This window comes from Nitrosococcus watsonii C-113, assembly GCF_000143085.1.
Lineage (GTDB): Bacteria > Pseudomonadota > Gammaproteobacteria > Nitrosococcales > Nitrosococcaceae > Nitrosococcus > Nitrosococcus watsonii.
Genome location: NC_014315.1, coordinates 624,872 through 636,910, shown reverse-complemented (window position 1 = coordinate 636,910; position 12,039 = coordinate 624,872). Strand labels below are relative to the sequence as shown.

9 protein-coding genes are annotated in these 12,039 nt (G+C 49.7%); 4 read left to right on the top strand and 5 right to left on the bottom strand.

From position 1 onward, the window contains the following. Nucleotides 1–243: 243 nt before the first annotated feature. Nucleotides 244–738, bottom strand: coding sequence for an acetolactate synthase small subunit (gene ilvN, locus NWAT_RS03010; protein WP_013219677.1), 495 nt, complete (start codon nt 736–738; stop codon nt 244–246). A 1-nt stretch (nt 739) separates the two neighbouring features. Next, a complete protein-coding gene (locus NWAT_RS03005) occupies nt 740–2,488 on the bottom strand; it encodes an acetolactate synthase 3 large subunit (protein ID WP_013219676.1) in 1,749 nt (582 codons plus the stop codon). 270 nt (nt 2,489–2,758) lie between these two features. On the opposite strand from NWAT_RS03005, the gene pyrC reads away from it, so the two are divergent. Then, nucleotides 2,759–3,796 (top strand): dihydroorotase, encoded by a 1,038-nt coding sequence (gene pyrC / locus NWAT_RS03000; protein ID WP_013219675.1) that lies wholly within the window; start codon nt 2,759–2,761, stop codon nt 3,794–3,796. A gap of 40 nt (nt 3,797–3,836) precedes the next feature. Here the strand turns inward: pyrC and purC are convergent, their stop codons facing one another. From purC to dapA, 3 genes are all read right to left on the bottom strand, one after another. Continuing rightward, nucleotides 3,837–4,553 carry a phosphoribosylaminoimidazolesuccinocarboxamide synthase gene (gene purC / locus NWAT_RS02995; RefSeq protein WP_013219674.1) on the bottom strand — a complete coding sequence of 239 codons (717 nt, stop codon included), beginning with the start codon at nt 4,551–4,553 and terminating at the stop codon, nt 3,837–3,839. 14 nt (nt 4,554–4,567) lie between these two features. Further along, the gene (gene bamC, locus NWAT_RS02990; protein ID WP_232420189.1) at nt 4,568–5,494 is read right to left on the bottom strand and encodes an outer membrane protein assembly factor BamC; all 927 of its coding nucleotides are present in this window, start codon (nt 5,492–5,494) and stop codon (nt 4,568–4,570) included. Nucleotides 5,495–5,608: 114 nt separating this feature from the next. Beyond that, on the bottom strand, nt 5,609–6,484 hold the full coding sequence (gene dapA, locus NWAT_RS02985) for a 4-hydroxy-tetrahydrodipicolinate synthase (protein ID WP_013219672.1): 876 nt from the start codon (nt 6,482–6,484) through the stop codon (nt 5,609–5,611). A 171-nt stretch (nt 6,485–6,655) separates the two neighbouring features. Between dapA and NWAT_RS02980 the strand changes: the two genes are divergently transcribed. From NWAT_RS02980 to NWAT_RS02970, 3 genes are all read left to right on the top strand, one after another. Continuing rightward, nucleotides 6,656–7,189 (top strand): glycine cleavage system protein R, encoded by a 534-nt coding sequence (locus NWAT_RS02980; RefSeq protein WP_013219671.1) that lies wholly within the window; start codon nt 6,656–6,658, stop codon nt 7,187–7,189. Nucleotides 7,190–7,211: 22 nt separating this feature from the next. Further along, the gene (locus NWAT_RS02975) at nt 7,212–7,679 is read left to right on the top strand and encodes a peroxiredoxin (RefSeq protein ID WP_013219670.1); all 468 of its coding nucleotides are present in this window, start codon (nt 7,212–7,214) and stop codon (nt 7,677–7,679) included. Nucleotides 7,680–8,026: 347 nt separating this feature from the next. After that, complete coding sequence (locus tag NWAT_RS02970; RefSeq protein WP_232420240.1) at nt 8,027–12,016, top strand: ribonucleoside-diphosphate reductase subunit alpha; 3,990 nt, start codon at nt 8,027–8,029, stop codon at nt 12,014–12,016. Nucleotides 12,017–12,039: the final 23 nt, after the last annotated feature.

Below are 12,039 nucleotides of genomic sequence, written 5' to 3'. Positions count from 1 at the left end.
ATCGCAACGTTAATTTTTAAAAGTGTATAAAGTTCGAGATCGCTGGATAACAATTAAAACGACAAAACCGCCCCATCAAATAGCGGTTAATGCTTGCTTTTAGCGAACTCCTTTCGGCCTTTGTAACTAGGCAGGGATCGAAATCTTTATCGTAGCTTCAGAAGCAAAGGCAAGGAGAAAACCGTAAAAAAACAGCGGCCATTTATCTTTTGGCGCCACAACTAATCTCTGACTACAATTCACCTAGAGTTGCAACCCTTTTACACCACGGGCAATTCCCATCGCTCCAGAGCGGACAGTTTCCAAAATTTGGAATTCCTTAAGCACCTGAATAAAAGCGTCCTGTTTATTACCACTACCCGTAAGTTCTATAGTATAAGTATTATCGGCAACATCAATGATGCGGCCACGGAAAATATCGCTTAAACGTTTAACCTCATCCCTTTCAGCCGCCGAGGTAGCCGCCACTTTGATCAGCATTAACTCCCGCTCAATATGCGCTCCCTCGGTAAGATCCTCCAACTTAACCACATCAACCAGTTTGTTGAGCTGCTTCAAGATTTGCTCGATGATCTCATCCGAACCAGTGGTCACCAAAGTCATACGGGACAAGGAGGGATCTTCCGTAGGTGCTACGGTCAGGGACTCAATATTATAGCCTCGCGCGGAAAACAAACCTGCAACCCGAGATAAAGCCCCGGATTCATTTTCCATGAGTAAAGAAATGATATGACGCATGTCAGGCCCATTCTCTTTCCAGGGATTGGGGCACCTTACATTCAGGGGCCAAGTGCATCTCATGATGCCCCTTACCTTGAGCAATCATCGGATACACATTCTCCGCCTGATCAGTAATAAAATCTAAAAATACCAGCCGGTCCTTGAGCGCGAAAGCCTCTTTCAAGGCGGCGTCTACATCTCCCGGCTTTTCTATCTGCATGCCTACATGACCATAAGCCTCAGCCAGCTTCACAAAATCAGGTAAAGCATCCATGTAGGAATGAGAGTAGCGCCGGTCATAGAAAAATTCCTGCCATTGGCGCACCATTCCCATATAGCGGTTATTAAGATTCACGATTTTGATGGGCAAAGAGTACTGCATACAGGTGGATAGCTCCTGGATACACATCTGGATACTGGCCTCGCCGGTCACACAAACCACCGGTGCGTCAAGATAAGCCAATTGCACACCCATCGCCGCTGGCAAGCCAAATCCCATGGTTCCCAGCCCCCCCGAATTGATCCACCGTCTCGGCTTGTCAAACTTATAGAACTGGGCTGTCCACATCTGGTGCTGCCCGACATCGGAAGTAATATAAGCCTCTCCCTTCGTGATCGCATAAAGCCTTTCGATAATATACTGCGGCTTAATAAGCTCGCCATCTTGCTGGTAACGCAAACAACGACGCCCCCGCCATTCCTCAATTTGAGACCACCACTTGTTCAATGCCTCCCCATCAGGCTTCTTGTCCGCGCTTTTTAAGGCCGTGATCATCTCCTTCAGCACCAAACCCACATCCCCCACGATAGGGACGTCGACTTGTACATTTTTAGAAATACTGGAAGGGTCAATATCCACATGAATAATTTTGGCATAAGGGCAAAACTGCTCTAAATTACCCGTCACGCGATCATCAAAGCGGGCGCCAATAGCAATCAGCACATCACACTCGTGCATTCCCATATTGGCTTCATAGGTCCCGTGCATTCCTAGCATACCTACAAACTGGGGATCAGTGCCAGGATACCCTCCCAGCCCCATTAAAGTATTGGTGACAGGATAACCAAGCCATCGAACGAATTCAGTTAACGGCTGAGCCGCATTGCCGAGAACTATCCCTCCACCCGTATAAATCATAGGGCGGCGGGCAGACAAGATGAGCTCGACGGCCCTTTTTACTTGCTCGGGAGTTTCCACGGTCACCGGATGATGATAAGAGCGCAAGGTAAGCTGTTCAGGGTAATGGTAGGGGATCTTGACATTAGGAGCGGTGACGTCCTTGGGAATATCCACCACCACAGGACCTGGACGGCCAGTAGTAGCAATGTAAAAGGCTTTTCTAATCGTTAAAGCCAGATCATTAAGGTCTTTAACCAAGAAATTATGCTTAACGCAAGGGCGGGTAATCCCTACGGAATCCACTTCTTGGAAAGCATCACTCCCAATAGCCGCTCGTGGCACTTGGCCAGTAATCACCACCATAGGAATGGAATCCATGTAAGCTGTGGCAATCCCGGTAACCGCATTGGTAGCGCCAGGGCCGGAAGTGACCAGCACCACGCCAGGCTTACCCGTAGCACGGGCATAGCCATCAGCACCATGGGCCGCCCCCTGCTCATGGCGTACTAAGATATGCTTAACTGCTTCCTGCTGATAGAGCGCATCGTAAATATGCAATACGGCACCGCCCGGATAGCCAAAGATATATTCTACACCTTCGTCTTGCAGACACCGGACGAGGATCTCAGCACCATTCAAGAGATCCACGGCAGAAACCTCTCTAAATTTATCAAAGTTAATTCGCCCACAAACAGAACCTGCTGGTAATATTTAAATAGTTACTCAAACACACTAACTAGATCCTAACTTTGGGTCAAGATAGAATCCCTATCTCTAAGTCCTTATTGCAGGGGTACTAAAAGTAAAGGTTATCAAAAAAATATTGAGCGCACCCCGATAGCCCCCCTAGCATTCTAGATAAAAACTTCCCTCAAACTACTACTATCAATCACGCACTTCCATGGTAGATTACAAACTATGGTAACAACGCTACAACTGACTCGCCCTGACGATTGGCACCTGCACTTACGGGACGGAAAAATACTCACAGACATTGTTCCGGCCACAGGCCGCCGTTTCGCCCGAGCCATCATTATGCCTAATCTGCGGCCACCTATTACCACTACCGCGCAAGCACTGGCTTACCGGAAACGTATTCTTGCGGCCCAGCCTAAAAATTTAGGCTTTGAACCCTTAATGACCCTCTATCTTACTGATAATACCATACCCGAAGAAATCACTCGCGCTCGGAACAGCGGGCATATCTATGCGGTTAAATTATATCCCGCAGGGGCAACCACCAACGCCGATTTCGGCGTTAACCACTTGGGCAAACTTTATCCCGTACTAGAAGCCTTGCAACAGCAGCAATTGCCATTGTTAGTCCATGGCGAAGTAACCGATCCTACGGTCGATATCTTTGATCGAGAACGGGTTTTTATTGACCGCCACCTCAGCCCGCTGCTCCATGATTTCCCAGCCTTACGGGTAGTGCTAGAGCATATCACCACCCAAGAGGCAGTAGAATTTATCAAGGCAGGAGCACACAATATTGCCGCCACCATCACCCCGCACCACCTGTTGCTTAACCGTAATGCCCTGCTAGCAGGTGGCATTCAACCCCATTATTACTGCCTACCGGTACTCAAACGGGAAACCCATCGCCAAGCCCTGGTAGCTGCGGCTACTAGCGGCAACCCCAAATTTTTTCTGGGAACAGATAGCGCACCCCATGCCAAAACCGCTAAGGAAACAGCCTGCGGCTGCGCCGGAATCTACAACAGCCATGCCGCCTTGGAACTTTATGCCGAGGCTTTCGAAGAAGCAGGTGCTCTGGAAAAGCTAGAGGGATTCGCCAGCTTTCATGGGCCTGGTTTTTATGGTTTGCCCCGCAACCAAGACACGGTGACGCTCACCAAAATTCCATGGCAAGTACCGGATAGCTTGCCTTATGGGGATGATACGTTAATACCCCTGCGTGGGGGAACAATGGTTGCCTGGCGCCTTGCTGAGTAGATAACCATGCCGTTGTGCTACAAATACCTGAAAAGCATGCCTATAACGACATACCTAAGCGCCGAGCTACCTCCTCATAGGCTTCCGTAACCCCCCCTAGCCCATGACGGAACCGATCCTTATCCAATTTTTCACGGGTTTCCACATCCCAAAGACGGCAACCATCAGGGGTGAATTCATCGCCTAACAAAACCTGGCCTCGAGCATCACCGAATTCTAGCTTATAATCCACTAGCAACAACTCTGCCTCCAAGAATAATACTTTTAAGATATCATTAATCTTAAAAGTATATTCCTTCATTCGCTCAACTTGTTCCAAATTTGCCCAACCAAAAGTGCGGATATGGTACTCGTTAATCATGGGATCATGGCGGGCATCATCCTTAAGGAAGAACTCAAACACGGGAGGGACTAAATCAAGGCCATCTTGCACGCCTAATCGCCGGCACAAGCTACCAGTCGCAATATTACGCACCACACACTCGATGGGAAACATCTCCAAGCGCTTAACGAGAGATTCTTGTCCACTCAGCAGTCGCTCGAAATGAGTTGGAATACCTGCTGCCGCCAGTTTTTCCATAATGAAGGCGTTAAATTTATTATTGATTTCTCCCTTACGACTGAGCTGCTCAATTTTCTTCCCATCAAAGGCAGAAGTATCGTCACGGAAATGCAGAATTAGCAGGGTAGGATCATCCGTTGTGTAAACGGTCTTGGCTTTACCAGAATAAAGCTCAGATTGTTTTTTTATCGACATATACTTCCTTCTCTCTACTCAGTCAATTGCTCACCTAGCAAGGATAATAAGCGTTTCGCGGTAGCTGACTCATCGCGCCGCCCCTCAGTATCAAGGATAACTACCCGAGTTGCCGCACCGTCCGAGATTAACTTTATCTGGTAACGACTTTGCTCATCTTCATCTTCTTCATCATCCTCCCAAAAGGCCAGCTTGGAAAACCAGCCTGAATCCGCTTCTTGCGGCTGCGTAAAAGGATCTTTATAGCGAATATAGTAAACGCCTCGGGAGCGATTTCGGTCTTCTACGGAGAACCCTTTTTGATCAAGCACCAACCCCACCTGGCGCCAAGCGCGCGAGAAGTCTTCAGCCATCTCCATAGCCGTGCCCCCATCCAGCATATGGATACGGCTAGGGCTGGCAGTAGTCCGCCGGCTGTTCTGCTCGGCCCGGGCGAGATCCTGTGCATACAATGCCCCCAGATATTCAGCTAAACGGCGGAGCATAGTTTCTGCCTGCCGCAGATCAGGCTCAGCAGTAATTTGTTTTAAGTGAATAACAGTGGACCGAGGAGTCTCTCCACGCTCAATACGAACCCGATAACTATCCTGCTCAGAAGGACCGGTGGTATCCATAAATCCAATACGGATATCCTCAGCCTTGATTTCAAGGCCATTTTCATCCCAGAAGCTGCGTACCCGTTCCCATACTTTCTTCTGGTCTTCCGGAACCAGCAACCGTTGTTCTTCCCCCTCACCTTCCAAACGGGGTTTTCTATCTGACTCCACCCCATAAATATCCATCAAGGGGTTACGGCCTTGCTCTTGATATTCTAAATAGGTCGCTGTACCGCCATCGTCCTCTATGATGTTAGTCCGAATAGCTTCAGCGCTTAGATCAGGAGGAATATCCAGGGGTGGTAAGATTTGGGCCTTACGGTATTCCTTAGTATTATCAGGCACTAACTCATCCAGCGCAGAAAAGATACTGCACCCCCCCAAGGCTAGGGGGATTATCCACAAAATAGCGTAGTATCTCCATATCCTTATGCCCATATTCCGATACTTTTAACCTTACTACAGAATCTGCTCTTGGCGTAATGCTTGCCGTAGCGATTCATGATAACGTTCCGACAACACGGTCAAGGGTAAGCGGATACCCGGAGTAATCAAACCCATCTCAGACAAGGCCCATTTCACGGGAATAGGATTGGCTTCAACAAATAGGGCAGCATAAAGGGGTCGTAACCTAGTATTGATGGCTTCCGCAGCCTTGCGATCACCTTGTAGCGCCGCGGCACACATTTCATGCACAGCCTTAGGCGCTACATTAGCGGTTACCGAAATCGTTCCCTGGCCTCCTATTAGCATATATTCCATAGCAGTACTATCTTCACCACTATAGAGATCGAGCTTATCGCCACACAATTCTAGAATTTGGTGCCCTCGGGCGATATTTTCCGTAGCCTCCTTAATGCCAATAATATTGGAAATATCCGCCAAACGGGCTACCGTCTCCGGCAACAAATCACATGCCGTCCGAGCAGGCACATTATAAAGAATCTGAGGGATGGGGACGGCCTCGGCGATGGCTTTAAAATGGAGATATAAGCCTTCTTGAGTGGGTCTATTATAATAGGGGACCACGAGCAGGCAAGCATCGGCACCCGCCTCTAAGGCCGCTCGAGTCAGTTCTTCGGCTTCACGGGTAGAATTAGCGCCTGTTCCTGCAATTACCGGCAACCGCCCCTGGGCTTGATCCACAACTTCACGGATAACCCGAATATGTTCTTCTACTTCCAGCGTAGGGGACTCTCCCGTAGTCCCCACCGTCACTATCGCGTCAGTTTTATTTTCTATATGGAAATCAACTAACCGCCGTAAACTCTCCCAATCTAGGGTGCCGTCGGGATGCATCGGTGTTACCAAAGCAACCATGCTGCCATGAAACATAGCACTATTCCCATAAATTAATAATAATTAACCGCGCATGGTACCCATGGACTTAAGGAATGGCAAGGCTCTGTCGCAGTTCACCGACAGGCAATTCAGATTGGTGACGACTGTGCTGTAATCGGCTAAGCTAGTTAGCTATTTCTTTAAAAGGGTACAAGCAAAAACACGATGCAGCAGCATTTGGTAATCTCGGCAATAGGACATGACCAGCCTGGGCTTTTAAAGGAATTAACTAGCGCCATATTGGATAGCGGCTGCAGCATCGAAGATAGCCGTATGGTCCTGCTTGGAACAGAATTTACCATACAGTTGCTCGCCTCTGGCAGCTGGAGCGCAGTAGCTAAATTAGAAGCCATGCTGCCCGGTTTAAAGCAACGGCTTACCTTAACCATGCTTAGCAAACGCACTAAAGCCCGCCCCAGCAACCACGCCCTTATGCCCTATGCGGTAGAGGCTATATCAATAAACCAACCTGGTATCATACATGAGCTAACTTATTTTTTTGCCAGCCGCAATATTACTATCGAGGAACTTAGCACTCGTTGCTATCCCGCACTGCATACAGAAGCACCTTTATTTTCAGTTAGTCTCATTATTCACTTGCCTACCGATCTATCCATTGCCGTTCTAAGAGAACAGTTTATGGAATTATGCGATAATTTAAACTTGGATGCTATTTTGGAGCCTGTTCGAGGCCGTTAAACCCTACATTGTAGAGATTCTCATGTCTGAAGTAACCATAGGAAAAGCGGTCCCCGATTTTGAACTTCCTGCCACCTCGGGGCAAACCATCAAGCTGTCGCAACTACAAGGCCAAAACGTAGTGCTTTATTTCTATCCTAAGGATGACACACCAGGATGCACCCAGGAAGGGCAGGATTTCCGGGATCTCCACTCGGCATTCAAGCGCCTTAACGCCGTTATCCTGGGTATTTCCCGTGATACCCTAACATCCCATGAAGCGTTCAAAGCGCAGCAGCATTTCCCGTTTGAACTCTTATCGGATAAGGATGAGAAGGTTTGCAGGCTATTCGATGTTATCAAACCCAAGAAAATGTTCGGCAAAGATGTCAAGGGCATAGAGCGTAGTACTTTTCTCATCGATCAAGAAGGAATTCTGCGCAAAGAGTGGCGCAAGGTAAAGGTTGAAGATCATGCGGCGGAAGTGCTAGCAACAGTCAAAACTCTCTAAAAAGCCCTTTGGGTACTGAAGCGGTGTTGAAGCGCATTTTGTAATGCTTAAGCACTAAACTAACCTCCAATAAGGCTGCTACCTTCATCTTTCTTTTTCCTCTGAGTGGCCGTCAAAATTAAGTATTATAAAGGGAACGTCCATCCAGCCAGGCACGGCGCCACTTATCCACACGGCGCCAAGCAACGTCTACCCAATTACCGCTTGCACTTCACCTAAAAACACCCTATGTTGTGTTATACAAGTTGATTAACCACATCTTCTTGTGTTTTTACGTTAGCTTAAAAACAATCCTAAACCTCTATTTTAGTGCCTGAGAGTCTGCTATGAAACCGGAATCCTCTACTATGTCCTACCACCAAGAACAGATTCCCGACCCTGAAACCTTGGACCCTGCCATCAGAGTCACAGCCCCTGGCCAATACCGAGTCATTCGCCGCAACGGCAAAGTCACTGGTTTTGATCCCAGTAAAATTGCCGTCGCCATGACCAAAGCCTTCCTGGCGCTAGAGGGGAACGGTGCGGCAATGAGCAAACGCATCCACCAAACAGTAGAAGACTTGGCGGAACAAGTGGTGGAAGCTTGTACCCGCCGTTTAGAGACGGGGGGCACCGTCCATATCGAAGGTATCCAAGATCAGGTGGAGCTCGCCCTCATGCGAGGGGGGCACCACAAAATAGCGCGAGCCTACGTGCTCTACCGGGAAGAACGAGCCCGAGAGAGAGCCCAAGGCGCAGCCAAAAATAAGAAAAAGGCCACCGAACCGCCAATCCAAGTCACCTTAGCTGACGGTCACACTGCACCATTGGATAAAGCCCGGCTCACCCACATTATAGAAGAAGCTTGCCAAAATCTACCGGAAACCCAGCCCCAAGCTATTCTTAACGAAACCTTGCGTAATCTTTTCGACGGTGTTGCGGAACAGGATGTGGAAAGGGCCCTCATCATGAGCGCCCGCACCTTCATCGAAAAAGAACCCAATTACAGTTACGCTACCGCCCGTCTATTGTTAGACAGTTTGCGTCGGGAGGCGCTTTCCTTCATCCATGGCATGGAAACCCATGCCACTCAGCAAGAAATGATCGAACGCTATCCAGAATATTTTGCTGCCTATATCAGGCAAGGCGCTGAAATACAATTGATTGACAGCCGCCTTACCCAATACGATTTAACCCGACTAGGCCAAGCCTTGCGGCCGGAACGGGATTTTCAGTTCACTTATCTTGGCTTGCAAACCCTCTACGACCGTTATTTCATTCACTCCGGCGGTACTCGTTTTGAGTTGCCCCAAGCCTTTTTCATGCGAGTTGCCATGGGGCTAGCCATCAATGAAATTGAACGGGAAGAGCGGGCCATCGAATTCTATGAGCTATTGTCCTCCTTTGACTTTATGAGCAGCACTCCCACTTTGTTCAACTCAGGCTCCTTGAGACCTCAGCTTTCCTCCTGTTATTTAACCACTGTGCCCGATGACTTGGATGGGATTTATAGTGCCATCAAGGATAATGCCCTGCTCTCCAAATATGCGGGCGGGCTCGGCAACGACTGGACTCGGGTTCGGGGAATGGGCGCACACATCAAAGGGACCAACGGCAAATCCCAGGGCGTCGTGCCTTTTTTAAAGGTAACCAATGATACTGCCGTGGCGGTCAATCAATGTTTTGCGCCAAACACTTTGGTACATACGGCCGAAGGAATAAAGTCCATCAAAGCCATCCAGGCAGGGGATTTAGTATTGAGTCAATGCGGCGAGTACCGGGAAGTAACCCGCAAGTTTGCCTATAATCAGACTGAAGCCATGGTGGAACTCAGTATCAAGCACGGTATCGAGCCACTCAAAGTCACCACTGGTCACCCTTTTTGGGCACTGCGCGGCGTACCCATGAAACAATCCAGCTACCGAACCCTGTCCTGGCTTGCCCGCGGCAAAATACAGCCTGAATGGGTCGAAGCCGGAAAGTTGTCCAAAGGGGATTATGTGGCCCAAGTAATACCGAAGGAGATAGTGCCGGTAGCTGGTTTTACCGAAGATGACGCTCGCCTATACGGTATATTGCTTGGCGACGGGCACCTCTGTAAGAAGGGAGGAGAATGGGGGGTTTCCGGTAACCCTCGGCGAGACCACCACCTCCAGTTCGTACGCCATTACCTAGAAGGGCGCGGAATTCACTACTGGGAAATCAGCCGCGGCACTCGCTATGCTCAGATTCGTTGGGCCAGCGACCGTGGCGCCGCCGTTCGCAATGCCACCACCGGCCGCATCGTCGGCGCTGGCGCCCCCACTCTTCCATTTACCCGCGACGATCTCTATGATCACACTGAAAACAAACGCATCCACCATCGGCTCAGTCACCTTCCTCGCCGCCAGACCCTAGCCTTGGTACAGGGACTACTAGAAACCGACGGTGGTGTGAGTCGAAATAAGGAGATCTATTTTACTAGTACCTCATTTTTACTTGCGGAGGGGCTACGCTACCAACTATTGCGCTTAGGCGTACCTACCGCTGGCCAATACCGTGAACGCCAGCAGGGTCACAGCGGCCAGCGTAGCGATAGCAGTGAAATCCGTTTTAACGGTATCTGCCGAGCAGTGGATGTGAGAATTCCCGCCGTGTCTGAAATCGCGGAACGCCTCGGCTGCCGCGCACTCACCAAGCACAACTGGATCGAATATAATGGTTGCCTATTCACCCGCCTGCGCAGCGCACGTAATATCTCCCCCCTACCCTTCGTCTACGATCTCAAAGTCGAAGGCGATCCAAGCTATATGACCACTACAGCCCTGGTTCACAACGGTGGCAAACGCAAGGGCGCGGTCTGCGCCTATCTGGAAACCTGGCATATTGATATCGAAGAATTTCTTGATCTGCGCAAAAATACCGGCGACGATCGCCGCCGTACCCACGACATGAATACCGCTAACTGGGTACCGGACCTGTTTATGAAGCGGGTAGCTGAAAACGGCGGCTGGACCTTGTTTTCCCCCGATGAAACCCCGGATCTCCATGACTTGGTAGGCCAAGCTTTTGAAGCAGCCTATCTTGGTTATGAGGGCAAGGCTAGCCGTGGCGAAATCAAGAATTTTAAAAAGCGGCGTGCCGTGGATCTATGGCGCAAAATGCTCTCCATGCTATTCGAGACGGGACATCCTTGGATCGCTTTTAAAGACCCCTGTAATCTGCGTTCCCCCCAACAGCATGCGGGCGTGGTCCACTCTTCAAACTTATGTACCGAAATTACCCTGAATACCTCCGATGATGAAATCGCAGTATGTAATCTAGGCTCTATCAACCTCCCTCAACATCTGGATGAAGACGGCCTTAACCTGCCCAAATTGGAGAAAACCATCACTACTGCCATGCGCATGCTGGATAACGTCATCGATTATAATTATTACAGCGTACCTACGGCACGGCGCTCCAACCTGCGCCATCGACCCGTCGGTCTGGGCCTCATGGGGTTTCAGGACGCTCTCTATAAACGCCGTATCCCATATGCCTCAGAAGCCGCCGTGGAGTTCGCCGACCATTCCATGGAGGCGATCAGTTACTATGCCATCAAGGCTTCCAGCGACCTTGCCGCAGAACGGGGCAGTTACCCCACTTTCAAAGATTCCCTCTGGAGCCAAGGCATTCTGCCCATCGATTCCATCAGCTTGCTCGAAGAAAACCGTGGCGGTTACTTCCAGCAAGACCGTTCCCGCACACTGGACTGGGATAGCCTACGGGAACAGGTCAAAACAGTGGGCATGCGTAACTCCAATTGCATGGCCATCGCGCCCACTGCGACGATTTCTAATATCTGCGGCGTCAGCCAGTCCATTGAGCCGACTTACCAAAATCTATTCGTAAAATCCAACCTCTCAGGCGAGTTTACGGTGATTAACCCCTACTTGGTCCGGGATTTGAAAGCCCAGAACTTATGGGATGAGGTCATGGTCAACGATCTCAAATACTTTGATGGTAGTGCCCAGCCCATTGACCGCATACCGGACGAACTCAAAACCCTCTATGCCACCGCCTTCGAGATCGATCCCCGCTGGCTGGTGGAGGCGGCCTCCCGCCGTCAAAAGTGGCTCGATCAAGCTCAAAGCCTTAACCTTTATATGGCCGAACCCAGCGGTAAAAAGCTTGATAACCTCTATAAACTTGCCTGGGTCCGGGGCCTCAAAACCACCTATTACTTGCGTTCCCTGGGCGCTACCCATGTGGAGAAGAGCACTATGACCTCGGGCCAAGCGAACAAGCTCAATGCCGTCCAATCGAGCTATATTCAGACATCGGAAGCGCCGCAAGCATGTTCCATCCTGGACCCGGACTGCGAAGCTTGTCAGTAGGTAATCTCTTCGTGTCCGTACGG

What these genes read in the sequence shown, in the direction of transcription:
- NWAT_RS02975 (WP_013219670.1), top strand. Translation starts at nt 7,212, where the DNA reads ATGTCTGAAGTAACCATAGGAAAAGCGGTCCCCGATTTTGAACTTCCT.
- ilvN (WP_013219677.1), bottom strand. Translation starts at nt 738, where the DNA reads ATGCGTCATATCATTTCTTTACTCATGGAAAATGAATCCGGGGCTTTA.
- dapA (WP_013219672.1), bottom strand. Translation starts at nt 6,484, where the DNA reads ATGTTTCATGGCAGCATGGTTGCTTTGGTAACACCGATGCATCCCGAC.
- NWAT_RS02970 (WP_232420240.1), top strand. Translation starts at nt 8,027, where the DNA reads ATGTCCTACCACCAAGAACAGATTCCCGACCCTGAAACCTTGGACCCT.
- purC (WP_013219674.1), bottom strand. Translation starts at nt 4,553, where the DNA reads ATGTCGATAAAAAAACAATCTGAGCTTTATTCTGGTAAAGCCAAGACC.
- NWAT_RS02980 (WP_013219671.1), top strand. Translation starts at nt 6,656, where the DNA reads ATGCAGCAGCATTTGGTAATCTCGGCAATAGGACATGACCAGCCTGGG.
- pyrC (WP_013219675.1), top strand. Translation starts at nt 2,759, where the DNA reads ATGGTAACAACGCTACAACTGACTCGCCCTGACGATTGGCACCTGCAC.